At 61.8% G+C, this 23,456-nt stretch carries 24 protein-coding genes and 1 pseudogene; 5 read left to right on the forward strand and 20 right to left on the reverse strand.

Features of this window, described 5'->3' with window-relative positions; translation table 11 throughout:
- Nucleotides 1-502 precede the first annotated feature (502 nt).
- The 8 genes from RY113_RS11315 to RY113_RS11350 all read right to left on the reverse strand — a co-directional run bounded on the left by RY113_RS11315 (nt 503) and on the right by RY113_RS11350 (nt 7,119).
- Nucleotides 503-1,051, reverse strand: a complete 549-nt coding sequence (locus RY113_RS11315) for a hypothetical protein (RefSeq protein WP_315914648.1) — start codon at nt 1,049-1,051, stop codon at nt 503-505.
- 102 nt (nt 1,052-1,153) lie between these two features.
- On the reverse strand, nt 1,154-1,348 hold the full coding sequence (locus RY113_RS11320) for a hypothetical protein (protein ID WP_315914649.1): 195 nt from the start codon (nt 1,346-1,348) through the stop codon (nt 1,154-1,156).
- A 380-nt stretch (nt 1,349-1,728) separates the two neighbouring features.
- Entirely contained in the window at nt 1,729-2,076 is a 348-nt protein-coding gene (locus RY113_RS11325; protein ID WP_315914651.1) for a DUF302 domain-containing protein, read from the reverse strand.
- A 194-nt stretch (nt 2,077-2,270) separates the two neighbouring features.
- A complete protein-coding gene (locus RY113_RS11330) occupies nt 2,271-3,599 on the reverse strand; it encodes an MFS transporter (RefSeq protein WP_315914653.1) in 1,329 nt (442 codons plus the stop codon).
- Nucleotides 3,600-3,649: 50 nt separating this feature from the next.
- Nucleotides 3,650-4,561, reverse strand: a complete 912-nt coding sequence (locus RY113_RS11335) for a sulfite exporter TauE/SafE family protein (protein WP_315914654.1) — start codon at nt 4,559-4,561, stop codon at nt 3,650-3,652.
- 52 nt (nt 4,562-4,613) lie between these two features.
- Nucleotides 4,614-4,910, reverse strand: a complete 297-nt coding sequence (locus RY113_RS11340) for a rhodanese-like domain-containing protein (RefSeq protein WP_110106871.1) — start codon at nt 4,908-4,910, stop codon at nt 4,614-4,616.
- 111 nt (nt 4,911-5,021) lie between these two features.
- Nucleotides 5,022-5,606, reverse strand: a complete 585-nt coding sequence (locus tag RY113_RS11345; protein ID WP_315914656.1) for a rhodanese-like domain-containing protein — start codon at nt 5,604-5,606, stop codon at nt 5,022-5,024.
- 118 nt (nt 5,607-5,724) lie between these two features.
- Nucleotides 5,725-7,119: an MBL fold metallo-hydrolase gene (locus tag RY113_RS11350; RefSeq protein ID WP_315914825.1), complete on the reverse strand. Its 1,395-nt coding sequence runs from the start codon at nt 7,117-7,119 to the stop codon at nt 5,725-5,727.
- A gap of 527 nt (nt 7,120-7,646) precedes the next feature.
- On the opposite strand from RY113_RS11350, the gene RY113_RS11355 reads away from it, so the two are divergent.
- The 4 genes and pseudogenes from RY113_RS11355 to RY113_RS18515 form a co-directional block, all read left to right on the forward strand.
- Nucleotides 7,647-7,904, forward strand: a complete 258-nt coding sequence (locus RY113_RS11355; RefSeq protein ID WP_110104302.1) for a metal-sensitive transcriptional regulator — start codon at nt 7,647-7,649, stop codon at nt 7,902-7,904.
- Nucleotides 7,905-8,244: 340 nt separating this feature from the next.
- A complete protein-coding gene (locus RY113_RS11360; RefSeq protein ID WP_315914658.1) occupies nt 8,245-8,829 on the forward strand; it encodes a TetR/AcrR family transcriptional regulator in 585 nt (194 codons plus the stop codon).
- A gap of 146 nt (nt 8,830-8,975) precedes the next feature.
- Entirely contained in the window at nt 8,976-9,407 is a 432-nt protein-coding gene (locus tag RY113_RS18510) for a GNAT family N-acetyltransferase (protein WP_396334236.1), read from the forward strand.
- Between the two features lie 18 nt (nt 9,408-9,425).
- Nucleotides 9,426-9,851: pseudogene (locus RY113_RS18515) on the forward strand (SDR family oxidoreductase); the annotation flags it as partial.
- Nucleotides 9,852-9,905: 54 nt separating this feature from the next.
- Here RY113_RS18515 and RY113_RS11365 read toward each other — a convergent pair.
- The 9 genes from RY113_RS11365 to argC all read right to left on the reverse strand — a co-directional run bounded on the left by RY113_RS11365 (nt 9,906) and on the right by argC (nt 19,692).
- Nucleotides 9,906-10,640, reverse strand: a complete 735-nt coding sequence (locus tag RY113_RS11365; RefSeq protein WP_315914659.1) for a maleylpyruvate isomerase family mycothiol-dependent enzyme — start codon at nt 10,638-10,640, stop codon at nt 9,906-9,908.
- A 117-nt stretch (nt 10,641-10,757) separates the two neighbouring features.
- Nucleotides 10,758-12,173, reverse strand: coding sequence for an argininosuccinate lyase (gene argH, locus RY113_RS11370; protein WP_315914660.1), 1,416 nt, complete (start codon nt 12,171-12,173; stop codon nt 10,758-10,760).
- A gap of 2 nt (nt 12,174-12,175) precedes the next feature.
- Nucleotides 12,176-13,381: an argininosuccinate synthase gene (locus RY113_RS11375; protein WP_315914661.1), complete on the reverse strand. Its 1,206-nt coding sequence runs from the start codon at nt 13,379-13,381 to the stop codon at nt 12,176-12,178.
- A gap of 143 nt (nt 13,382-13,524) precedes the next feature.
- Entirely contained in the window at nt 13,525-14,031 is a 507-nt protein-coding gene (locus tag RY113_RS11380) for an arginine repressor (protein WP_315914826.1), read from the reverse strand.
- A 29-nt stretch (nt 14,032-14,060) separates the two neighbouring features.
- Nucleotides 14,061-15,059, reverse strand: coding sequence for an ornithine carbamoyltransferase (gene argF, locus RY113_RS11385; protein WP_315914663.1), 999 nt, complete (start codon nt 15,057-15,059; stop codon nt 14,061-14,063).
- Nucleotides 15,060-16,352: an acetylornithine transaminase gene (locus RY113_RS11390; protein WP_315914664.1), complete on the reverse strand. Its 1,293-nt coding sequence runs from the start codon at nt 16,350-16,352 to the stop codon at nt 15,060-15,062.
- On the reverse strand, nt 16,352-17,248 hold the full coding sequence (gene argB, locus RY113_RS11395; RefSeq protein ID WP_110104311.1) for an acetylglutamate kinase: 897 nt from the start codon (nt 17,246-17,248) through the stop codon (nt 16,352-16,354). Before argB ends, RY113_RS11390 begins: the two co-directional genes overlap by 1 nt.
- A gap of 231 nt (nt 17,249-17,479) precedes the next feature.
- On the reverse strand, nt 17,480-18,649 hold the full coding sequence (gene argJ / locus RY113_RS11400) for a bifunctional glutamate N-acetyltransferase/amino-acid acetyltransferase ArgJ (protein WP_315914665.1): 1,170 nt from the start codon (nt 18,647-18,649) through the stop codon (nt 17,480-17,482).
- Nucleotides 18,646-19,692: an N-acetyl-gamma-glutamyl-phosphate reductase gene (argC, locus tag RY113_RS11405; protein ID WP_315914666.1), complete on the reverse strand. Its 1,047-nt coding sequence runs from the start codon at nt 19,690-19,692 to the stop codon at nt 18,646-18,648. Before argC ends, argJ begins: the two co-directional genes overlap by 4 nt.
- Before the next feature lie 140 nt (nt 19,693-19,832).
- Between argC and RY113_RS11410 the strand changes: the two genes are divergently transcribed.
- The gene (locus RY113_RS11410) at nt 19,833-20,807 is read left to right on the forward strand and encodes a quinone oxidoreductase (protein WP_110104883.1); all 975 of its coding nucleotides are present in this window, start codon (nt 19,833-19,835) and stop codon (nt 20,805-20,807) included.
- 52 nt (nt 20,808-20,859) lie between these two features.
- Here the strand turns inward: RY113_RS11410 and RY113_RS11415 are convergent, their stop codons facing one another.
- The 3 genes from RY113_RS11415 to RY113_RS11425 form a co-directional block, all read right to left on the reverse strand.
- Nucleotides 20,860-21,813, reverse strand: a complete 954-nt coding sequence (locus RY113_RS11415; RefSeq protein WP_315914668.1) for an FUSC family protein — start codon at nt 21,811-21,813, stop codon at nt 20,860-20,862.
- 236 nt (nt 21,814-22,049) lie between these two features.
- Nucleotides 22,050-23,057: a hypothetical protein gene (locus tag RY113_RS11420; protein ID WP_315914669.1), complete on the reverse strand. Its 1,008-nt coding sequence runs from the start codon at nt 23,055-23,057 to the stop codon at nt 22,050-22,052.
- Entirely contained in the window at nt 23,054-23,410 is a 357-nt protein-coding gene (locus RY113_RS11425; RefSeq protein ID WP_110104316.1) for a GntR family transcriptional regulator, read from the reverse strand. Before RY113_RS11425 ends, RY113_RS11420 begins: the two co-directional genes overlap by 4 nt.
- Nucleotides 23,411-23,456 lie beyond the last annotated feature (46 nt).

Below are 23,456 nucleotides of genomic sequence, written 5' to 3' on the forward strand. Positions count from 1 at the left end.
GGCACACTCGGATACATCGGTGCCGCAGTACTCCTCGTTGCCACTTGGTGGGGTGCACGCGCCGAACAGCGTTGGCGCGGAAGCCATCCGTCTCCCCAAAGTAACCTAAGGTCGATGGTGCGAGAAACAGCCGATGAATAGCCTCCTCCATGGGCGGACGTGACACCCCGAACATTTCCTGCGTGATACCAGACCTCCGTACTGCCTGTCACGTTCGCTTAGCATGCGGACGCACGAGGCACCCTCGGCATTTCAGGAAGCATGGCCGGAACCTGGCCGCGCACCGACGTTTCAGACGCACCTTTTGTCTTCCTCACAAGCGACGGCCTACATCAAGCGGCTCCTAAATGAAACAGCTTCAGCCACCGGAAGAACCGGGACCTGTCCAGATGAAGTGAAACTGCTTTTCGACCATATCCCCAGTGTCTGTCCAAGGTTCCTTCGCGGACACGCGAGCCGCTGTCCTGCTCTGATGGGCAATGAAGTCGTATATACGCGATGTTTAGCGATCAGAGACGAGGACGTTGTCTGAGATCTTGATCCAGCCCGATTCGATTTTTCCAGTGTCGGAGTCATCCCCCAGAAGAATCGTTGAATGCGGTCCTTTCGCCGACGACACATTAATAATCTCACCGCTGTTTCTAGTCTCGCCGCAACCTACATGCCAACCGTTCTCGTCAGGCGGAACAACTGCCACACAGGTCGTTCGGGCATCGTCACTTTGCACAGCGAAGTACCGCACACCATCTTTGGTGGCTAGAAGACGTGAGCTGTCCCTGTTCACTTCTTCCGACAGGGTGATAGAGGACGGCAAAGAATCCTCGGGCGTGGCATCCCGCTGCAGCGCCTTTAACCCCGCCTGACCGGAACAACCAGTCAGCAGTAGACCTGCAATACCGACAACGGCAATAAAAGGAAATGATCTGCGCTTCATTGTTTTCCCCCAATATCGATTTTCATTCGAGGCTACAGTATGTGCTCCACAGAGCAACAAGTAGCCAAAACATTCGAAGTGCGTCAGACGTATGCCGTTCCCCTCTAGAACTGCCATGGCAGGACTTTTCGGCTCCCGCGTGCGCCTGAATCCGTAGGCCGGTATCCGACCGGCTTGCTGGACGCGACGCCACTTAGCCGATTGGTTAATCAAAAAAACCTAATCAGCTTCAGCCTCATCGGGATTCTTTGGTCTATTGGCGCGTTCTTTCCAGTACTCATCACGCTGCCCACGAACAGTTCGTACCAACAACACAATCATGATCACCACTGCAAGGACTTGGAAACCGAGGGCCACTATCGACCATGGACTCACGTCGTCTAGGAACACCTTGAGCGCAAGACTGATTATCATCAGCACGAGTACTAGAGAGCCCAATGTAGCTACGGTTCGCTTCTTAGGAACGTCGGTCATGGCTCACTGTAGCCGTTTCCCCGACGATAAGTCTCTACCGGCAGCAACGAAGCGCGGGAACTTCACCGAGGTCAACCACCCCTTTCGTCGGCAAGTTGTAAGCATCCGCTCAGGGTTCGACTGTCGGGCACGGGGGTGACGTTCAGAGCTACGAAAAAGCCGCCATTTATCGCTGCGATCCACAAGTGTGGTCATCACGATCCACACTGCTATCTCGTCCCGCGACCGTTGATCGACGTCCGTGATTTCCTCACTACTGTCTGGTTCTTCCGTATCGGTTGGTTCAGGGAGGGCCCCGTTCCGGTCTAGGGAGACCTCACTCAACTTAAAATAAACGTATCCTCTGACCTTTGGGTTGAAACCTGGGGGTCATACTTTCCGGAGATTTCCTTCAACACCGCCTGAAGACGGGCATCGACATCGTTGGCGACCTCGCGAGTCGCGTCGCCCGGGCTGAGCTGGACCATGGTTTGCGGGTCGATTGCTTCAATGGTGGTTTCCGCTGCATCGGGGGTGCGACGCACCACGACGTTGCACGGGAGCAGCTGCGGTTCGGCGGCGATGCCGCGCTGGGCCAAATGCGGGTTGCCCCCGGATGATGTAGTCCCCCACGGCGTCCCCGGCTTCCAAGCTTCCCGGCCCAGTTTCCGGGTGAAGGTCTCTTTCACATCGATTTACGTCAGGACGCCGAATCCCTGTTCGGCAAGGGCGCTGCGCGTTCGGTCAACGGCGTCTTGCCATGACATCGGGACGATGATGGCGTGGGAGTAGTCCATGAGTTTCTTTTGGGGGTGTAGTGAGACCCCGTGCCGTGGGAAATACTCGGTCCGCGGTGGCAGGGACACTCAGTTCTTTGCTCATGCTAGGTGCTGGTGTGATGGGGTGGAAGCGTTGCGCGTGCATCCCCCTCATGGGCCGGTGCTCTGGGTGGTAGGTGCGTTTCATACATTCTGCCCGCGACGGCAAGGGCTGCGGCGGCGCTGAGTGCGGCGGTCATCCATACGGCCGCTTGCAACCCCAGCCGGTCGGCGATGATCCCGCCCATGATGGCGCCGACGGCGTATCCGAGATCACGCCAAACCCGGTAGACGCCCACTGCCCGTCCCCGCCAGCTGGGGTGTGCGACGTCGCCGACGGCGGCCAGCAGCGTGGGGTAGACCATGGCGGTGCCGGCGCCGAGCAAGACGGTTCCAACCGACCACGCGGCAACCCCGTGCCCGAGCGCAATCACGGACAGTGCCGCGGCCTGGGTGAGCATGCCGGCGGTGATCAGGTGTTTGCGTCCGATGCGGTCCGAGAGTGCGCCGGTGAACATTTGGCCGATTCCCCAAACCCCCGGGTACAGTGCGAAGAGCATGCCGATCTGGCCCGCGCTGAGGTCCGCGGTGGCGAACAGGAGCGGGAACAAGCCCCAGGAGAGTCCGAAGTTCAGGTTGTTCACCAGTCCGGCCATACTTGCCGAGGACAGTGCCGGTTCCTTGAAGCTGGTCAGTGCAAAGATCTGCCGGTTGGTCGGTGCACCGGCGGTGCCGCTCGGTGCCGCAGGTGTGCGCCCAGGATTCAACTTGGCATCCAGCAGCGCGTGTGGGCGGGTGTCCTTGACGAATGCACCGGAGAGCAGGATGGCCAGGGCCGTGTAGGCGATCCCCAGGAGAAACGGCGCGGGGCGCAGGCCGAATTCCGCGGCAAGGCCCCCGGCCACCAGCGAGGATATAGCCACGGCACCGTAACCGGCTGCCTCGTTCAGGCCCATGGCCAGGCCGCGCCGGGCAGGGCCCACCAGGTCGATCTTCATGATGACGGTGGTGGACCAGGTCAGTCCCTGGTTGATGCCCAGCAGCACGTTCGCGGCAATGACCCAGCCCCAATCCGGTGCTGCAATGAGCATCAGCGGCACCGGGATGGCAAAGAGCCAGCCTGCCAGCAACACCGGCTTGCGCCCGTAACGGTCGGAGAGGGTTCCGGCGAACCAGTTGGAGGTCGCCTTGGCGATCCCGAAGGCAGCCACGTAGGTAAAGACAAAGGTGTATCCGCTGAGGCCGAACTCGCTCTGGGCGAGCAGTGGCAAAACCGTTTGCTGTTGCCCGACCATGGCGCCAACCAGTGCGTTGACCGCGACGAGCAGGGCAAACTGGGCTGCATTGGCGCGCAGCCCCAGGGTGGGCAGGCGCCTTGCTGTTGACTGCTTCATGCTAAGACTCCTGGGTGGCCGGGTGGAAACGGGGGATGTTGCGTTTTGCGCTAGCGGGCCTCGGTGGCCGTGTGCTCGGCGGCCGCATGCTTGGCGGTGGAGGTGCCGGATGCACGTCGGAGCGGGCACCCCGGGATCAGGAAACCGCACAACACGGCCAGAACCCCGATGCCGGCGGCCGAAAAGCCGAGGATGAGGTTGGCCGGTGCCGGGAGTTCCTGGACGAGCACGAAGACGCCCATGGCGAGCACGAAGTAACCAAAGCCCTTTCGCAGTGCCGCTTCGGGGATGCGTCCGGCCAGGCGGGCGCCGATAAAGGAGCCCAGGATGGCTGCGACGGTGACGCCGCCGACCAGTGCCCAGTCCAGGGAGATCGTGGTGAGGTAGCCGCCGAGGCCAGCGAAAGACTTCATGGCGATGACCAGCAGCGAGGTGCCTACCGCGACCGGCATCGGCAGTCCGCCGAGCAACGCGAGTGCCGGGACCACCAGGAAGCCGCCGCCGGCGCCCACAAGTCCCGTTACCAGGCCCACAACAAGTCCCTCAATGGTGACCTTGAAGACCGGGAGGTCATTCTCCTGGGCCTCGGGAGTGTGGTCCTTGCGTCCGCGGATCATGGCCAACGAGGTTGCCACCATCATCAGCGCGAAGGCGATCATGAGAACCGTGGCGGGGATCCGGCCCCCGAGCAGTCCACCGCCGAAGGCCCCGACCATGCCCGCGGCTCCGAAGATCAGCCCGGTGCGCCATTTGACACGCTTCTTGCGGGCGTGGGTGACCACGCTGACGGCCGAGGTTGCGCCGACCACGAAGAGCGAGGCGGCGATGGCTTCCTTGGGGTTCATGCCGGCGACATAGGTGAGGATTGGGACGGTGAGGATTGACCCACCGCCGCCGAGCATGCCGAGGGAAATTCCGATCAGCACCGAAAGCAGAAGGGTTAGTACGAGGGTGAGTGACATGGGGTGGTGGTCCTAGCGGATTCGGTGGATGGAAAAACCGTTGAGGAAGGTGCTAGCCGGTTGGCAGGCCCGCGCGCTGCCAGGCGCTCATGCCGCCGCCCATGGTGTCTGCGTTGTAACCGGCGGCCGTCAGCGCGTCGGCAACACGGGCGCTGCGGTTGCCGCTGCGGCAGACCACGATGACCGGGCGGGACTTATCGAGTTCTGCCAGGCGGCCGTCCAGCTCACCCATGGGGATGTGCAGGGCACCGGGGATAATGCCCTCGGTGACTTCGAAATCCTCGCGGACATCGAGGATATGGTCCTCGGCGCGGCGCTGGTTTGCATCGTTGATGGTGATTTCAGGCATGGTGGCTCCTTGGCTGGGTGACTCCAGTGGGGGTGGTTTCTCGGCCCCGGCACGGGGGCATGCCGGGGCCGAGAAACCGGGGGGTATTGCTGGTGCGTGTGTGGGGGGGGGTCAGGACTTCTTGGGCGGAAGCTGGGCCATGACCGATTCGCGGGTCGGCTCGTTGCCGGTCTTATTCCACGGCATCTTCGACAATGCCTTGCCCAAGGCGCAGGTGTTGGTGGCCGCGGAGAAGGCTAGGCCCGCACCGATCACCCCGGCAACGGTGCGGATCTGCGGAGAGAGGAACTTGCCGCCGGCCAACCCGGCCACGACCAGCGAACCGGCCGCCATGCGGACTTGGCGTTCCAGGGCCCAGCGCTTGGAGCCCTCCACGGTTTTGCCGCCAGCCTGCTGGTAGCCCGGGACGCCGCCGGTGAGTACCAGCGCATCGGAGAAGCCGACGCTGTTCAGGTTCCTGTGGGCCTCGGTGGCGCGCACGCCAGACTGGCAGACCAGCACGGTCTTGGTGCCCAGTTTCGCGGCTAGTTCCTCGGTGTGTTCGGCCAGTAGTGCCAGGGGCACGTTGTAGGAGCCCAAGATATGCAGGGATTCGAATTCCGCGGCCGAACGCACGTCGAGGATCACGACGCCCTCACCGGAGGAGATCAGTGAATTCAGTTCCACGGGGGAAATGGAACCGTTTGTTGCAGTCATGGTGCGTGGGCCTTTCAGGGTCCAATTGCATCGCGGGTCCCGGCACCGAACAAGCCGGCGCCGGAACCCGCGATACGGGGTGAAACAGGGAGGGTAAATGGGGGTGAATCAGGGGGTGTTAGGCGTTCTGGGTTTCCCAGGCGCTCCAGCCCGCATAGCTGCCCTCGAGTTCCACCACGCGGTGTCCGGCACGGCGCAGGGTCGAGGCGGCCACCGAGTTGCGCACCCCGGACTGGCAGTAGCTGACGATGATGCCGTCGGTGGGCAGTTCCGCGGTGTTCCAGAGCACACGTCCGGCGTTGAGCTGGACGGAGCCCGGGATGTGCCCGGCAAGGTGCTCGGTCTTGTTGCGCACATCGAGCACCATGGCTGAATCGAATTCGGCCAGGTCGGCAGGAGCCACGGTCTGCGGTGTGAAGGCCGGAAGCCCGTCGAACGTCCTCACGTAGCCGGCGACGTTGTCGATGCCCACGCGGATGAGGTGGTCCCACATTTCGGTGGCGGTTTCACTGTTCGGTGCCAGCAGCACCAGCGGGCGCTGGTCGGTAGCCGGGTCCACGGCCCAGCCGCCGAAGCTTGCTGCCTTGTTCCCGGCAGGGATGTTCAGCGCCCCGGCCACGGTCCCGCCGTGGACCTCACTGTGGTGGCGGGTGTCGACGATGCCGATTTCGTCGGCGGCCAGGGCCGCGGCGACCACTTCGGTTGGCAGTTCGGCCAGCGGTGCTCGTTCGCCCATGATCGCCGGGCCGACCCGGTTTTCGTGCTTCATGCGCCCGAAGTAGGCGTGGGCATCGGGCTGCCCGTCAAGTAGCACCTCCACGAAGCCGGCCTCGTCGTCGGTCTCCAGGTAGGGACCCCACCAGGCAAAGTTGCGTTCGTAGCCGACGGTGGAGGAGGGGATCGCGCCCAGCGCCTTGCCGCAGGCGCTGCCGGCACCGTGGCCCGGGTAGACCTGAACGTAGTCGGGCAGGGTCAGGAACTTTTCCTTCAGCGAGAGGAACAGGTCGTGCGCCCCGGCAAAGCGGGTGTCGATTCCGCCGGCCGCTTCATCCAGCAGGTCCGGGCGGCCCAGGTCCCCGGAGAAGACGAAGTCCCCGGAGAGCAGGAAACCGGCGTGTTCGGCGAAGGCGCCGTCGGTGATCAGGAAGGAAAGGTGCTCGGGGGTGTGGCCAGGGGTGTGCAGGGCGGTGATCGTGATGTTGCCCAGCTTGACGGTGGACTGGTCGAAGAGGCGTTCGCCTTCGAATCCGTATTGCCAGTCCTCTCCGCCTTCACCCGATACGTAGATGGCTGCCTCCGTGGCCGCAGCAAGCTCGCGGGTGCCGGAGAGGTAGTCGGCGTGGATGTGGGTCTCAGTGACGGCCACGATTTTCATGCCGTTCTTCGCGGCAAGGTCCTGGTAAATCTGGATGTCGCGGCGGGCGTCCACCACGATGGCCTCGCCCTTGGCTTGGCAGCCGATGAAGTAGCTGGCCTGGGCAAGGTCTTCGTCATAAATGCGTTCGAGAAGCATGGTCTCTCCTTGAGTGAGATAAAGAAGTTTTATACCCCAGCGGGTATTTGGTTCCCCATAACCATAATACCCCCAGGGGTATATTTGCAACATGCCTTCCGGAGGACTTTGGAAGGGCGATGGAAATGGCGGGCAGCATCCCCCGAGGATTGCTGACCGCCATGAGGCAATCGCTACCCGCTGTTTAGCGACCAAGGAGGCGTGCCAGCCAGCCCTTGGATTCCGCAGGCTTCTTTGGCGCATTTGGGTCGCAGGCGCAGCGTTCATTGCGTGGCACGTGGGCCATGACCTGCTTGACATGTTGGCCAAATCCGGCCCAGGTGGTTTTCTGGCATTTGCGACATTTGGCTGCTCGGCACATGGGGGGGGCATTCCTTTATTCTGGAGTTGTCCACGGAGACTCACTTACCCCCGCAATAGACTGAAAAGCATACCCGTGGGGGTATGCGAGATCCGCTGTCGATGTTATCTCAAGAAACCCCCGGGGGTATACACTTGAAGAAACAAACACACTGGAGGAACCCGTTATGGAACTTGAAGTGGACACCATGAAGCCCGTCATCAACCGGCTCAAGCGCGCCCAGGGCCAGCTGAACGGGGTGATTCGCATGCTTGAGGAAGGCAGTGACTGCCGCACGGTCGTCACCCAGCTGTCCGCAGCATCCAAGGCCATCGATCGCGCCGGCTTTGCAATTATCGCCACCGGGTTGGAGCAGTGCCTGAAAAGCGAGGACCCCACGGCAGACCGTGCCGACCTGGAAAAGCTGTTCCTCTCCCTGGCTTAGCCTCGACCATCCGGCGGCCACTTTCACTGGATACTGACCAGGGAAAGTGGCCTTTGGGAGGAACCCATGCGCGAACCAAGCGGTGCCGCGATGGCGCAACAGTCAACTCGTTGTTCCCCTGCCGTAAAGCAGGCCGGGGTAGCCAAAACCGCTATTCGCCGCCCAGGTACCGCGCAATGGGCAGGACCATTCACTGAGGTTGGTTCATCTAGTGGCCCAAAGAGTGAAGCAGAGGCCGGGCCGCGCGGCCATTGACCGTTGTGAAAAACAGGTCACTTAACGTGGTGCTTCACACCAATCGGGCGCTACCAAGTGGCAGTGTCACAGTGAAGGTTGAGTGATGACTACGCGATCGCAATGGGTAAACGAGGGTTTGAACGTGCTCAAGTTGCAGGGGAGGTCTGGCGTGCGGATCGATCGCATCGCGGAGCGCCTCGGTCTTACCAAAGGCTCGTTCCATCACCACTTCATCGGCATCGGCGACTACCGCAGTGCGCTACTGACGCGGTACGAAGAGGACTCGATGACATCGATCCGCGCCGCGATTTTCGCCGCATCCGAACTCCCGTCGCATCAGGCACTCGCGCGGGTTGCCACGGACGTGTCGCTCGACCCACGGCTAGATGCTGTGATGCGCGCCTGGGCGTTTGAAGACGAATCTGCGCGCGCCGTACAGGGCCGGGTAGACACGGCGCGCCTCGAAGCGCTTGTCGCTCTCTGGCGTGGCATCTTGCCCGACCCGTCCCACGCGCACATCGCAGCGCTGGTTCCCTACCTCGTGATGGTAGGCAGCTCGGCAGCTTTCCCCACTCCAAGCGCGGCAGAGATGCATTCGGTCTTCGCACTGCTGGCCCGAACCAAGTCAAACGGTGGACTCTCGAAAAATGTCAGCCACAACCTGAGATTTCCCTTGAACTCGACCTAGCATTGGTGATCATGTATTTACGCACCGCTACCGCAGCAGACTTTTCATTTCTCACCGACGTCCTCCTCCAGGCATTCAACTGATCAGGAGATCAGACATTAACCCGAGAACAGATCCTTCAAAAACCTGAGATCAGCCACTACGTAGTGGATTGGCAATCCGAAGTAGACTTCGGATTCGTCGCCGAAACCGACGACGGCGAACCAATAGGAGCCGCCTGGGCCCGCCTCCTGAGCGAAGACGATCCTGGTTATGGATTTGTATCATCCACCACTCCTGAGCTGACTATGGGGGTGCTTCCGGGTAACCGCGGAAGCGGAGTCGGAACCGCATTGATGACAGCCATCATCGAACAAGCTAAAAAAACTCGGCTTCACGGCACTGAGCTTAAGCGTAGAGGACCAAAATCCAGCAGTTCACCTCTACGAGCGAGCCGGATTCAGCAGAGTCGACCGGGCTGGAAATTCCGACACCTTGCTCCTACATCTGGCCTAAGCTTCAGGCGGTTTGCACGGCATCCAACACTAATCAATGAGAGAGGACCCCTCATGTGCACAACGACCGCCCCGGTGTTCTGATCAACAGGAGTAGGTCGGTGCGCATCGATAGGCACCGAAATCGCTCGGCAGCTCGCCGCTGATGGATGGAACATTGCCATCACCAGCTATAAGCCAGATCAAGGATTCGTAGCTGCATTCACAGCTGAGCTTGAGTCCCTCGGTCTCATAATCCATTCCATCGAGGCCGACATGGCAGAGGTGGTCGTCACCGAAGCGATATTGCGGGAAGCTACCTATGTAATCGGGCTAATCAGTGCTCTTGTATCAAGCCACTCAATGTGTATCAACAGCAGCATCCTAGAAACCACTCAGGAGAGCTCTGACAACCACCTCGCTGTCAACACCCGGGCAAACTGGTTACGTATAAGGGCCTTCGCCGAGCGCTACACCGAGCCGCACGGAGTCGGCCGAATCGTGGCGCTGACAAGTGATCACACAGCTCATAAGTTAGATGTCAACTAAACCTTGATCAAAGCCATTAGCCGTGCACTCACTTCTGAGACAAAGCTGTGGTGCTTACTTTGCCGCGAACGCGGACGGCCAGGGCAGCAGAGTGGGCAATTCCACTGAATCGGCGGCAGCTTCGGCGCGCAGGGAGCCCATACTGGGTGTACGCCCGGAGAGCCATGCAGCAATATCGGTCAGCATGCCGGAAACAGACACGGTACTCTCTCCAGAACCCACCGTCATGGGCGGCAGCGCCAGCGGCAACAACTTCAGCTGCAGCGCCTCCGGCACCCGGGGGCGCAGGAACCCGATCAGGTAGAGGCAAAACTCCTTGGACCAAGTTTCGGGGCCGCGGCCCAGCTGCAAATCAGCCAGATGGATCACGAGCTCGCGCCAGTATGCCAGGGCCACGCCCCGAATATCGCTATTGCGGTAGCTGACAGGAAGTTCCCACTGGCTCTCCTCGAGCCCGCCCAGAACAGTCAGTGCCCTCGTGAAGGCGGTGGCAATATAGTCCCGGTGTTCGGCCGCCGTGTGGCCGGCGTTCATCTCGATTGCCTGGGTGCGTCCGCCCGGGCCGCCGTCATAAAAATCAACAAGCTCACCACGCAGCGCATACTCAGCCTGCCTCGCTACAGCAGTGGAAACATGGGCAATATGGGCCAGTACGTGCCCGCGGGTCCAGCCGGGCAAATCAGTGGGGTCCAGGACGTCGCTGTCCGTCAGAGCCCCCAGTTTCGCGCTCACGTTCTCGGCGGCAGCCGTGAGTCGCTCCAGTAGCTGCGCATTTGAAATATCAGTCATGCACCCAAGCCTAGCGGGCGAGGGGCCCGAACAAAGAAATGCCCGCATCCTTCACAGATGCGGGCATTTCTAGCTTTCAGCCATTTCTACGTTCGTGCCAAGGAAGTGCGAGGCCGGTCAGGCGAGGAAGGTGCGAACCTCGCCCAGCTGACGCTCAAGGGCCGCCAGCTGCGTCAGTACTGCCGACGGTGCCGTACCGCCCTGGGCGTTGCGGCTGTTCAGCGAGCCTTCCGTGCTCAGAACCGTGCGAACTTCTGGTGTCAGGTACGTCGAAATGCCGGCGTATTCCTCATCCGTAAGGTCCCACAGCTCCACGCCCCGGCCCTCGGCAACCTTGACGGCGGCACCGGATAGCTCGTGAGCATCACGGAACGGAACACCCTGACGGACCAGCCATTCGGCAATGTCGGTGGCCAAGGCGAAGCCCTGCGGAGCCAGAGACTCCATGCGTTCGGTGTTGAACACCAAAGTAGCGATCATGCCGGAGACGGCGGGCAGCAGCAGTTCAAGGGTATCGGCCGCGTCAAAGACGGGCTCCTTGTCCTCCTGCAAGTCCCTGTTGTACGCCAGTGGCAAGCCCTTGAGTGTTGCCAGCAGCCCGGTCAGGTCGCCAATGAGGCGCCCGGCCTTGCCGCGGGCCAGCTCCGCCACGTCGGGGTTTTTCTTCTGCGGCATGATCGAGGATCCCGTGGAGTAGGAATCATGCAGTGTGATGAAGGAGAATTCCTTGGTTGCCCACAGGATGACTTCCTCGGAAATCCGGGAAAGGTCTACACCGATCATGGCGCACACCCAGGCGAACTCGGCAAAGACATCCCGTGAGGCGGTGCCATCAATCGAGTTCCACGTGGCGGAATCAAAGCCAAGGTCAGCCGCGACGGCGTTCGGGTCAAGACCCAGCGAGGAACCGGCCAATGCGCCGGAACCGTAAGGTGAAACCGCGGCACGCTTATCCCAGTCAACCAGGCGCTGCACATCACGCAACAAGGCCCAGGCGTGAGCCAGCAGGTGATGGCTGAGCAGTACAGGCTGAGCATGTTGGAGGTGCGTGCGTCCAGGCATGGCCACACCATGGTGTGCCTTGGCCTGTTCCACGAGCGCATCCACCACGGAGAGAACTCCGGCGGCAATGATCCGTGCATGTTCGCGGAGGTACATGCGCCCCAGCGTGGCAACTTGGTCATTGCGAGACCGGCCAGCACGGAGCTTGCCGCCCAGTGCCGTACCGGCGCGCTCAATCAGGCCGCGCTCCAGGGAGCCGTGTACATCCTCATCCGATTCGGAAGGAGTGTAAGCACCGCACTTTACATCCACCTCAAGCTGGTTGAGCGCAGCAAGCATGCCCTCCAGCTCAGCAGCATCTAAAAGCCCAGCCGTGTTCAGAACGCGGGCGTGTGCCTTGGAACCGGCAATGTCATACAGTGCCAGCCGCCAGTCAAAGTGAGTTGACTTGCTCAATGCAGCAAGAGCATCTGCGGGGCCGCCCTGAAAGCGGCCACCCCACAGGGCACCTTCGTTGGTCCCATGAGCCATGGTTACAGGCCTGAAACGCGCTGATCGCGCTGGCTGGCAACCTTGGAGGACATGCCCCACAGCTCAATGAAGCCCTTGGCCTGTGACTGGTCGAACGTATCGCCGGTGTCGTAGGTGGCCAGGTCAAAGTCGTACAGCGAGGTCTCGGAGCGGCGGCCGTTGACAATAGCTTGCCCGCCGTGCATGGTCATGCGGATGTCGCCGTTGACATGCTGCTGGGTGTCCTCGATGAAGGCATCCAGTGAACGCTTCAGCGGGGAGAACCACTGGCCGTCATAGACCAGCTCGGCCCAGCGCTGACCAACGGTGGCCTTGAAGCGTGCCTGCTCGCGCTCGATCGTGATGTCCTCGAGGTGCTTGTGGGCCGTCATGAGTGCCATGGCGCCGGGTGCTTCGTAGATTTCGCGGCTCTTGATGCCGACCAGACGGTCTTCGACGACGTCGATGCGGCCAACACCCTGAGCGCCTGCACGGCGGTTCAGTTCCTGGATGGCCTGCAGCGGGGTGACCTTCACGCCATCAATGGCGACGGGCACACCCTGCGCGAAGGAGATGATGACCTCATCCGGTGCCGGCGGGAATTCCGGGGTGGCCGTGTAATCGTAGATGTCCTTCGTGGGGGCGTTCCAGATGTCTTCCAGGTATCCGGTTTCCACGGCGCGTCCCCACACGTTCTGGTCGATCGAGTACGGGTTCTTCTTCGTGGTCTCAATCGGCAGGTTGTGGGACTCTGCGTACAGAATGGCCTTATCACGGGTCAGCGCCAGATCGCGGACCGGTGCAATGCACTTCAGGTCCGGGCCCAGGGTCTGAATGCCGACCTCGAAGCGAACCTGGTCGTTGCCCTTGCCGGTACAGCCGTGGGCAACCGTGGTGGCGCCGAATTCGCGGGCGGCCTTGACCAGGTGCTTGACGATCACGGGGCGGGAGATGGCTGAAACCAGCGGGTAGTGGCCCTGGTAGAGGGCGTTGGCTTTCAGCGTTGGCATGGCGTATTCGTTGGCGAATTCATCACGCGCGTCAGCAACATAGGCTTCGACGGCGCCGCAGCCCAATGCGCGCTGGCGGATGTCTTCCAGGGATTCTCCGCCCTGTCCTACATCCACTGCCACCGCGATGACTTCTGCGCCGGTCGCCTCGCCGATCCAGCCGATCGCTACGGAGGTGTCCAGGCCACCGGAGTAAGCCAATACAATGCGTTCAGTCACGTTTTTATCTCCCTATTTCAACACTCTTCACAAGAGTGTGCTTCTCATTAATACACAGCATAGTGCATGATTATGCATTCTTACTAAAAGATATTCATAGTGCCCACAAGTGCGACGTCGGCCTCCTCGCCTCCCGGTGTGGGTTACGCCCCAGCGCCGGATTCTTCGGCGAATTGCAGGAACCTTTCGGCTACTTCTGCCCCTCCCAAGGGCTCGCGCGTGATGATCATGACGGTGTCGTCGCCGGCAATCGTGCCCAGAATGGAGGGCATCACGGAGTGGTCGATGGCTAAGGCCAGGAAGTTTGCGGCACCTGGCGGTGTGCGCAGTACCGCAATATTGCCTGAGGCTTCGGCCGTGACCAGCAGTTCCCCGCAGAGCCGGATGAGCCTGGTATCCAACAGTTCTTGTGACGAGGCGCTGTGCACGCTGCGGTCACCGCCTTCCTTGGGGAGGGCATAGATAAGGGCACCATCCTTGCCCCTGACCCGAACGGCCCGCAATTCCACCAGATCACGCGAGAGCGTGGCCTGGCCCACCACCAAACCATCATCCGCCAGTAGTGCGGCAAGTTCAGCCTGGGAGCGGACGGCACGGCTGGTGAGCAGCGCCTGCACCCGCGCCTGCCGGGCCGTTTTGGTGGCCGGCATCCCGGCCGGAATGGGGGGTTTACTCACGATTATGCGCCGGTCCCGGCGGCTGTAGCCCTCACCGCTGAGTGCTCAACGGCTGAGTTCTCAACGGCAGAGTTCTCCACGAGCCACACCATGAGCGCCTTCTGGGCATGCAGGCGGTTCTCGGCCTCGTCCCAAACAACGGATTGCGGGCCGTCAATGACGGAGGCGGAAATTTCGTAGCCGCGGTAGGCGGGCAGGCAGTGCAACACAATCGCATCCGGGGCCGCCTGGGCGAGAGCGGCGTCGTCGAGCGCGTAATCGGTGAAAAGCTCCATGCGGGCAGCCTTCTCCTCCTCTTGGCCCATGGAAACCCAGGTGTCGGTGACCAGCACGTCAGCGCCCGCAACAGCCTGCGCCACGTCCTTGGTGATCAGGACGGAGCCGCCGGTTAGTGCGGCACGCTCCCGGGCAGCCAGCACCACGGCGTCGGCCGGCAAATACCCGGCGGGCCCGGTGATGCGCACATGCATGCCAGCCGTGACCCCGGCCAGCAGGTAGGAGTTGGCCATATTGTTGGCCGAATCCCCCATGTATGTCATGGTCAGACCGGCCAGCTCACCCTTGTGTTCCTTGATGGTGAGCAGGTCCGCGAGCAACTGGCACGGGTGGTAATCATCGGAGAGGGCGTTGATAACGGGCACGCGCGAGTTGGCCGCCATTTCCTCCAGCCCGGACTGGGTGTAGGTGCGCCAGACAATGGTGGAGACCATGCGTTCAAGCACCTTGGCGGTGTCGGCCACGGATTCTTTGTGACCAATTTGGGCCTCCCCGGGATTGATGATCAGCGGGTTGCCACCTAGGGCGGCTACGCCTGCGGCAAAGGAGATACGGGTCCGCGTGGAGGTTTTGTCAAAAATGACGGCCACGGTTTGAGAGCCCGAACCGTCACCGGCAAAGGTGTTTTTGGAGTACGGTGCCTTCTTCAACTGTGCGGCCAGCTCCAGCACCTCGGCTTGTTCAGCGGGGCTCAGATCGGTGTCTACCAGAAAGTGGCGTGTCATCTAAAAGCTCTTTTCCATAAGTTTTGCGGCGGTGGCCGTGGTGATCAATGCCGGCAAGGCTGTCAGGAATGACTGTGCCTGCTCAACGGTCAGGTTCAAGGGCGGGGCCAGGCGGATGGTGTTGGGGCGGGGTGCGTTGATGATGAAGCCGGCATCCAGCGCGGCGGAGACTACCTCGGTGGCAATGTCATCGCTAAGGTCGAAGCCAATCAGGAGACCGAAGGCGCGCACCTCGGTGACGCCGCTGGTCTTGGCCAGGCCGGTGGCAAAAAGCTCGCTCACGGCGTTGACATTGGCCAGCACGTTCTGGGTTTCCAGCACATGCAAGGTGGCCAGCGCCGCGGCCGTGGCCACGGGGTTGCCTCCGAAGGTGGTGCCGTGCTGGCCGGCATTGAGCAGCTGTGAGGGGCCTTCGCCGAAGGTGATGATGGCGCCGATCGGGAAGCCGCCGCCCAAGCCCTTGGCCAGGGTCATGGCGTCCGGGGTGGTGCCGGCTGCGATGCTGGCGAACCAGTTGCCGGTGCGGCCAATGCCTGTTTGGACCTCGTCCATGATCAGCAGGGCCCCGTGCTCGCGGGTCAGTTCGCGGGCGGCCTGCAAATATTCGACGGAGAGGGGGCGTACGCCGGCCTCACCCTGGATGGGTTCGATGACAAGTGCAGCAACGGTGTCATCCAGTGCTGCGCGGAGTGCGTCAATGTCATTGAAGGGCAGGTGGCGCACACCGGCCGGCATGGGCTCGAACGGTTCCCGGTACGCGGTTTTGGCCGTCATGGCCAAGGCGCCCATGGTGCGGCCGTGGAAGCCGCCTTCCAGGGCCAAGATGGTGGGGCGCGCCTTACCGCCGTGGGAGCGGGCCAGCTTGAAAGCGGCCTCGTTGGCCTCGGTCCCGGAGTTGGCAAAAAACACCTTCGAACCGGCCGGGGCTGCGCTCAATTCCAGCAGCTTTTCAGCCAAGGCAATCTGGGTGGGGCTTGTGAAGAAATTTGAGACATGGCCCAAAGTGGCGAGTTGGCTGGCAATCACGGAGGTCACAAACGGGTGGGCGTGGCCTAGCGCGTTCACGGCAATGCCGCCGAGCAGGTCCAGGTACTCCTTACCATCGGCATCCCAGACCAGCGCGCCGGCGCCACGCACCAGGACACGCTGCGGGCTGCCAAAGACACCCATCAAAGAATCCTTGTAACGGGCCAGCCACTGCTCACCAGTGCCGGTTCCGGTGACGGCTGCGGCATTGGCGTTGGACAGGTCGGTTGCGTTGCCGGGCTCGGTGCCTGCGTTTTCTTCAGTCATCACTTCTCATCCTCATCGGGAAAAATTTGGGTCCCGTTGCCCTCAAAAGTCATCAATTCCAGCAGCACCGAGTGGGCGCTGCGTCCGTCAACAACAGCTGCACGGGCCACACCGCCATCCACCGCGGCAAGGCAGGCACCCATCTTCGGGATCATGCCTGCTTCCAGACTGGGCAGCATCTGGCGCAGGGCACCAGCACTGAGTTCACTGAGCAGCGAGGACTTATCCGGCCAGTTGGCGTAGAGACCTTCCACATCGGTCAGAATCACCAAGCGGGAGGCTTCCAACGCCACAGCCAGGGCTGCAGCAGCGGTATCGGCGTTGACGTTCAGTACTGTGGAGGCATCCCCCACCTCGGGAGCCACGGTGGAGATCACCGGAATCCGCCCGGCCTCCAGCAAGTCAAGAATGGCACCAGGATTCACCCCCACCACCTCGCCCACCAAACCAAGGTCCACGGGTAGCCCGTCAACAATGGTGCCGGTACGTTCGGCCTGGAGCAGTGCGCCATCCTCGCCGGAGAGCCCCACGGCGTACGGCCCATGTTCGTTGATCAGGCCCACCAGTTCACGGCCCACCTGGCCGGTCAAGACCATGCGGACCACGTCCATGGCCTCCGGCGTGGTGACGCGCAACCCGCCCTTGAATTCGCTCTTGATGTCCAGACGCTTGAGCATGGCGTTGATTTGCGGCCCGCCGCCATGGACCACCACGGGCTTGATGCCCACATGGTGCATGAAGACAATGTCCTCGGCGAAGGCCCGGCGCAGCTCATCGTTGATCATGGCGTTTCCGCCGTATTTGACCACCACTACCGTGCCCGCAAATTGCTGAATCCACGGCAACGCCTCAATCAGCGTGCCAGCCTTATCCTGTGCGGTTTCCACCGACGTCATCATGAAAGTCCTTCTTCTGCGTTTGTGTACATCACTGCGGGCCACCTCCTGGTGGCGGCAGCCCCTCGCGGGCAGTAAGATTTTGCTGCTCGTGACCTCGCCTGCAAAATCCATCCCCGCTCCGGGGCCACCGCCACCATCCGGCTCGTCATCTGGCACTTTCAACTCTCGCAACGCCGCCGAAGCCAACCACAGCCAGCCGGCCGCAACAAGGGCTCGGCGGCGCACCAGTTACGAGGAGTACGCGCTGTTTTCTTCGACGTAGGCGTGCGTGAGATCGTTAGTCCAGATCGTGGCGGTGGCATCGCCGGCGTTGAGGTCAATCTCTACGGCGACTTCACGCGGTGCCAGATCTACCAAGTCACGGGAGTCACCAATTCCTCCGTTGCGGCAGATCTGCACGCCGTTGATGCTCACGTTGAGTTGATCCGGGTCAAAGACGGCATCGGTGGTGCCCACGGAAGCCAGCACGCGCCCCCAGTTGGGGTCGTTGCCGAAGATGGCCGCCTTGAACAGGTTGGAACGGGCCACAGAGCGTGAGACTACTTCGGCGTCGCGTTCGCTCTCCGCGTTCACTGTGGTGATGGCAATGTCGTGGCTAGCGCCCTCGGCGTCAGCAATCAGGGCGCGGGCCAGGGTGGCGCACACTTCGGTAAGGCCTGCCGTGAATTCTGCCATGTCAGGGAATGCTTCGGACGCGCCGGAGGACATGAGCAGGACGGTGTCGTTGGTGGACATGCATCCATCGGAGTCGGCCCGGTTGAAGGTGACGCGGACGGCGTCGTGCAGTGCCGCGTCCAGGCCTTCAGCTTCCACAACCGCGTCGGTGGTGATGACCACCAGCATGGTGGCCAGACCGGGAGCCAGCATGCCGGCACCCTTGGCCATGCCACCAATGCTGTAGCTCACACCTTCAGCATTGGCCGCGGAGGTCCAGGACGCCTGCTTGTTGACGGTGTCGGTGGTCATGATCGCGGTTGCTGCATCAGCTCCGCCGTGCTCCGTCAAGGCAGCGGCGGCAGCCTCAACACCGGGGAGTATTTTTTCCATGGGCAGCTGCTCGCCAATCAGGCCCGTGGAGGCCACGGCAATATCCGTGGCGGAGAGTCCCAGCACGGCCGCAACTTTCTCGGCTGTGGCGTGCGTGTTGTGGAAGCCCTCGGGACCGGTGCAGGCATTGGCTCCGCCAGAGTTCAGCACAACCGCGTCAACGCGGCCATCGCTGAGGACCTGGCGGGACCAGTGGATGGGCGCAGCAGCCACACGGTTGCTGGTGAACACGGCGGCGGCCGCGTGTTCGGGGCCATCGTTAATAACGAGGGCCAGATCCGGTTTGCCGGATACCTTCAGCCCGGCAGTGACGCCTGAAGCACGGAAGCCTAGCGGGGTTGTCACACTCATGGTGCTACTCCTTGGAAGGTCAAGCCTGTTGTCTCGGGCAGGCCGAGGGCAATATTCATGGATTGGACAGCTCCGCCAGCGGTGCCCTTGGTGAGGTTATCGATGGCGGCGCACACAACCACACGGTTCACGTGGGAATCGTAGGCGATTTGAATGGCTGCGTAGTTGGAGCCCTGCACGGACTTGGTGACGGGCCACTGGCCTGCCGGCAAAACATGGACAAAGGGCTCGTCCGCGTAGGCCTTTTCCCAGATTTCCCGCAACACCGCTTCGGGGTTTTCCAGCGCAGCAAATTCGGCGGACACCTTCGCCGTGGCCGTGGTGAGGATGCCGCGGCTCATGGGCGCCAGGGTGGGTGTGAAGGAAACCTGCACATCCAGTCCTGAAGCGTTGGAGAGGCCCTGCTCAATTTCCGGGGTGTGGCGGTGCAGTCCACCCACGCCGTAGGGACTCATGGACCCCATGACCTCGGAGCCAATCAGATTGACCTTGGCGGCTTTGCCCGCCCCGGAGGTGCCTGAGGCTGCAACAATCACCACATCATCAGGCATCAGAGCGCCAGCGGCGAAGCCGGGCATGAGGGCCAGCAGCGAACTGGTGGGGTAGCACCCAGGGACGGCGATGCGCTTGGCGCCCTTGAGCCGTTCCCGGTGTCCGGGCAGTTCAGGTAAGCCGTAGGGCCACGTGCCGGCGTGTTCGGAACCGTAGAACTTTTCCCACGCGGCGGAATCCTCCAGGCGGTGATCGGCGCCGGCGTCAATCACCAAAGTGTCCGGTGAGAGCTGGGCTGCAATAGCCGCGGATGCGCCGTGCGGCAGTGCCAGGAAAACGACGTCGTGCCCGGAAAGGTTCTCCACGGTGGTGTCCACCAGGACGCGGTTGGCCAAGGCATGCAGATTCGGTGCCAGAGCACCGAGGCGCTCTCCAGCGTTGCTGTGGGCCGTGATGGCGCCGATGGTTACGTTCGGGTGGCTGGCCAGAAGGCGCAACACCTCCCCCCCGGCATATCCGCTGGCACCGGAGACTGCTACTGAGATTGTCATACGTCGACTATACAGCAGAAATATTCAGTGTTACCGATATTTATGCATGGCTTTCATTTTTTGCACCTCGGTCCGTCCTATGATGATCTGAAGGGCATGCCCGAAAATTTTGTACCGGAACCAATGATGTGGAGTTCACCATGACAGATCAGTGCCAGGCAATTCTCGCCAAAGCCCCGGGTGGTCCCGAGGTTTTGCAACTCGCGGCAGTGCCCATGCCCGTTCCCGGCCCGGGTGAGCTTTTGGTCAAGATTGCCGCCGTGGGCGTGAACTTCATTGAGAGTTACCAGCGCGAAGGCATCTATCCCGTCCCATTCCCTTTCACCCCGGGAGCCGAGGCCGCTGGCACGGTAGTTGCCGTTGGGCCCGGCGTCAGATCCTATGAAGTGGGCGATCGCGTTGCCACGGCTGAAGGGAGCGGCTGTTACGCCGAGTATGCGATCTTCCCGGCCGAGGTGAGCTTGCCAGTACCCTCCAGCGTGCCCCTGGACGTTGCCGCGGCACTCCCCCTGCAAGGCATGACGGCACATTACCTGATGAATTCCACCTACCATGTGGAGCCTGGCGAGACCGTCCTGCTGCATGCCGGCGCCGGCGGAGTGGGCTTGTTGCTGACCCAGCTTTTGAAGGACCGTGGCGCTCGCGTCATCACCACGGTGTCCACGGAGGAGAAGGAAGAGCTTTCCCGCGTGGCCGGCGCCGACGAGGTGCTGGGCTACGACGATTTCGCCGCTAAGGTGCGTGAGCTTACCGATGGTGTGGGCGTGGACGTGGTGTACGACGGCGTTGGGAAAGACACCTTCGACGGTTCCCTTGCGTCGCTGCGCACCCGGGGGACGCTGGTGTTGTTTGGCGGCGCGTCCGGGCAGGTGCCGGCCTTTGATTTGCAGCGACTAAATGCCGGCGGCTCCCTGACGGTGGTCCGGCCCAAGCTGGGCGATTACCTGCTCAACGCACAGGAGCGGCTGTGGCGTTCCACAGAGGTTTTCAATGCAGCCGCTTCAGGGAAACTGGTGGCCCGGATCGGCGCCCGCTTCCCGCTGGCCGAGGCTGGCGCCTCGCACACGGCGTTGCAGGGCCGGCTCACCACCGGCAAGGTCATCTTGGAGCCCTAAACTCTGCCCGATGGCAGTCCTTGGACCACACCTCGCGAATCTGGGAGGAACGTCAGACCATGCCGGCCTGACGTTCCTCCCGGCGGGATTCCCACCGTCGCAGCAACAGGGCAATCAGCACGGCAACCACAAAACCGACCACCGTGTACATCACCCGCTCAAGGGTGAGTTCCACGCCCCGCTCGGCATCACCGAGGGAAGCGAAAATGAGCAGCATGGGCGTCAGTGCCAGGGTCTGCATTAGATAAGCACCGCCCATGGTGTACCAAACCATGACGAACAGGCAGAGCACAGCAACAATGACCCCGGCCCAGAGCGGCAGGAAGATGACCACCAGCAGCGCAAAAACAGCTCCCAGCAGGGTTCCCAGAATTCGCCCGTTCAGGGTGTCACGGCGCTGGTTTGGTAGCGGACGCAGGGCCATCAGTACGGTGACAGCGATCCAGTAGCCGTGGGGAATGTTATTGGACAATGTCCAGTACATGGCCGCTGCACAGAGCAGGCCAACCACAATCCCGTGCTCCCAAGCGACAGCCCTGGCCACCGGTTGAACGGGAGCCTGGAACTTGAGTAACTTGGTGATGAGTGCACCAACGGCGCCTCCGATCACGATCCAAACGGCCGCCTGCCACCACACGAGATTGATGGGGCCAGGACCAAAGAGGATCACCAGGATGGGCGCCAGCGAGAGCAACCCGGCTGATCGTTGATTGGTGAGCGCCGAGAGAATGGCCGCAACAAAAAGCAGCACAGCAATGGCCCAGGGGGTGTCCACCGCGTAGGAGGCAAGCGCACCAAGGACGGCTCCGATCAGGACCAGAACTACTGTCTGCCGGGGTTTACTAATGGGTGAAACAGCCATGCCGAGTCCCATGGCAATGCCAAATCCCATGCCCGCTGACGGGCCTGCAAGGATGCTGACAAGGGCCGAGGGGACCAAGAGTGCCACGAGAAGTTTCAAGGTGGTTGGCAAAGTACCCGGTTGCGGGCGGCTAAAGAGTGCCATGGCGTGGTTCCTGCCCTTTCAAAGCGTTGGGAGCGAGGCTCGCCCCGAATATTCCGTCACCGGAACTACCCAACGGAGCTACGCAACGGAGCCTAGAAGTAAGACTATCCATCGCGGTCCACAAATCCATGCTCCGGCAAAACGTTTCTTGTCAGTCACGTCACAGTGGCGCCACCTTGAAACGGCTGCTACACGGCTGCAGGGACACCCAATTGCCCCGTCAGCTTGGCCCAGCTTCAGGCTCGCTGTTCGGTGGCACTGGCGTGGGCTCCGCCGTCGTGCTTCCGATCCCGCAGGGCAAGCAACAAGCTGGCGGCGCTGTCAGGGTCCGGTACAGTGACGGCGAACTGCTTACCCGCCGTGGTGGTGACAATGAGACTAGGGCCGGCACCCATGACGACCGCCGAGCGGCCGGGCATGACACGGTAACCCCAGCCACCCCATTCGGAGGGGCGAATCTCGGTGACCTCGACGGAGGCAATGTTCTCGAGGGGGATGCGCTTGAGCGGGATCCGGCCCAGGGTGGAGACGATGCGCAGCCCGCGCCAGTCCACGGTCACCTGCAAGTGGGCGATCATGGCGACGATGACTGTGCTGAGCAACATGGTGGCGCCACCAATCCACACGGCGGAGAACTCATCGTTCAGCAAGTCCGGAATGTAGATCAGGCCGGTGAGACCAAGCAGTGCAACGGGCATCCAGAGCAGCATTTTCGAGGTGATGGTGCGCGACCACGCCCCGGTTTCCTGCTCCCCCAGCGGCATCCGGTGCTCGAATTTTCCGGTGGTGAACTTCGGCTTGGGCGCTATGAAATAGGGGACTGCCCCGAACAAGAAAGAGCCCATGACTGCGGCCAACCACCAGCCCAGGACCGCATCTTCGGCGCTGCCGGCGCGCAGAGTTAAGCCGGCGGAGACGAGCCAAGTGGACGCACCCATGCCCGAGAGCATCCCCGCAAATCCCAATATTCCGCGCAAAACTGCCGGGCGTAGGGTGCTGATGAAGGCTGCGACAAGTCCAATGATGGCGGGAATGCCCGTCAGCGACAGTCCTGCGGTCAAGGCTGTCCCGGTGCTCATGAAATCATCAGGTCTGCCGGTTCCGGACCAGTGTGAGGCAAGGTCACCCGGTAGTTTATCCTGCCATGCGAACCACGTCATGCCGACGACGGCCAGCGGCAGCACCCCCGCAATGGCTGCACCGATCCGCCGCGTGGCGCTGGTCCTTTGCTGTACCTTTGTCATGCTTTTGCAACTCCCCCAATCAATCGCACAATGTCCTGCTGGGACATTCCCAGCTTGCGCGCTTCTCCTACTAGTTGTTGTGCCAATTCCGTGAGGCGGACAAGTCCGGGGCCGGCGTCGTGGCGCACGTAGGCTCCCCTGCCTTGGCGCATTTCAATGACGCCTTCATCCCTGAGCGCTTTGTAGGCCCGCAGCACCGTGTGCATATTGATCTGCAATGCGGCACCAAGATCCCGCGCAGGCGGCAGCCGCTCCCCTGGCGCTAAAGATCCATCAACCACACCAGAGCGCACCTGAATGGCAATCTGATCTGCGAGGGACAGTGCTGAAGAAGCATCGACACGGAACAACATGTTAGTAATTCTACTAGAACAATGCGAACAGCAAAAAAGCGGAGTT

The sequence above is a fragment of the Arthrobacter sp. lap29 genome (genome assembly GCF_032458965.1).
Lineage (GTDB): Bacteria > Actinomycetota > Actinomycetes > Actinomycetales > Micrococcaceae > Specibacter > Specibacter psychrochitiniphilus.

What these genes read in the sequence shown, in the direction of transcription:
- RY113_RS11390 (WP_315914664.1), bottom strand. Translation starts at nt 16,352, where the DNA reads ATGACTGAAGAAAACGCAGGCACCGAGCCCGGCAACGCAACCGACCTG.
- RY113_RS11330 (WP_315914653.1), bottom strand. Translation starts at nt 3,599, where the DNA reads ATGAAGCAGTCAACAGCAAGGCGCCTGCCCACCCTGGGGCTGCGCGCC.
- RY113_RS11355 (WP_110104302.1), top strand. Translation starts at nt 7,647, where the DNA reads ATGGAACTTGAAGTGGACACCATGAAGCCCGTCATCAACCGGCTCAAG.
- RY113_RS11380 (WP_315914826.1), bottom strand. Translation starts at nt 14,031, where the DNA reads ATGCCGGCCACCAAAACGGCCCGGCAGGCGCGGGTGCAGGCGCTGCTC.
- RY113_RS11360 (WP_315914658.1), top strand. Translation starts at nt 8,245, where the DNA reads ATGACTACGCGATCGCAATGGGTAAACGAGGGTTTGAACGTGCTCAAG.
- argH (WP_315914660.1), bottom strand. Translation starts at nt 12,173, where the DNA reads ATGGCTCATGGGACCAACGAAGGTGCCCTGTGGGGTGGCCGCTTTCAG.
- RY113_RS11320 (WP_315914649.1), bottom strand. Translation starts at nt 1,348, where the DNA reads ATGATAATCAGTCTTGCGCTCAAGGTGTTCCTAGACGACGTGAGTCCA.
- RY113_RS11340 (WP_110106871.1), bottom strand. Translation starts at nt 4,910, where the DNA reads ATGCCTGAAATCACCATCAACGATGCAAACCAGCGCCGCGCCGAGGAC.
- RY113_RS11350 (WP_315914825.1), bottom strand. Translation starts at nt 7,119, where the DNA reads ATGCTTCTCGAACGCATTTATGACGAAGACCTTGCCCAGGCCAGCTAC.
- RY113_RS11410 (WP_110104883.1), top strand. Translation starts at nt 19,833, where the DNA reads ATGACAGATCAGTGCCAGGCAATTCTCGCCAAAGCCCCGGGTGGTCCC.
- RY113_RS11425 (WP_110104316.1), bottom strand. Translation starts at nt 23,410, where the DNA reads ATGTTGTTCCGTGTCGATGCTTCTTCAGCACTGTCCCTCGCAGATCAG.
- RY113_RS11315 (WP_315914648.1), bottom strand. Translation starts at nt 1,051, where the DNA reads ATGGCAGTTCTAGAGGGGAACGGCATACGTCTGACGCACTTCGAATGT.
- argB (WP_110104311.1), bottom strand. Translation starts at nt 17,248, where the DNA reads ATGACGTCGGTGGAAACCGCACAGGATAAGGCTGGCACGCTGATTGAG.
- RY113_RS11335 (WP_315914654.1), bottom strand. Translation starts at nt 4,561, where the DNA reads ATGTCACTCACCCTCGTACTAACCCTTCTGCTTTCGGTGCTGATCGGA.
- RY113_RS11420 (WP_315914669.1), bottom strand. Translation starts at nt 23,057, where the DNA reads ATGACAAAGGTACAGCAAAGGACCAGCGCCACGCGGCGGATCGGTGCA.
- argF (WP_315914663.1), bottom strand. Translation starts at nt 15,059, where the DNA reads ATGACACGCCACTTTCTGGTAGACACCGATCTGAGCCCCGCTGAACAA.
- RY113_RS11365 (WP_315914659.1), bottom strand. Translation starts at nt 10,640, where the DNA reads ATGACTGATATTTCAAATGCGCAGCTACTGGAGCGACTCACGGCTGCC.
- RY113_RS11415 (WP_315914668.1), bottom strand. Translation starts at nt 21,813, where the DNA reads ATGGCACTCTTTAGCCGCCCGCAACCGGGTACTTTGCCAACCACCTTG.
- argC (WP_315914666.1), bottom strand. Translation starts at nt 19,692, where the DNA reads ATGACAATCTCAGTAGCAGTCTCCGGTGCCAGCGGATATGCCGGGGGG.
- RY113_RS11345 (WP_315914656.1), bottom strand. Translation starts at nt 5,606, where the DNA reads ATGACTGCAACAAACGGTTCCATTTCCCCCGTGGAACTGAATTCACTG.
- argJ (WP_315914665.1), bottom strand. Translation starts at nt 18,649, where the DNA reads ATGAGTGTGACAACCCCGCTAGGCTTCCGTGCTTCAGGCGTCACTGCC.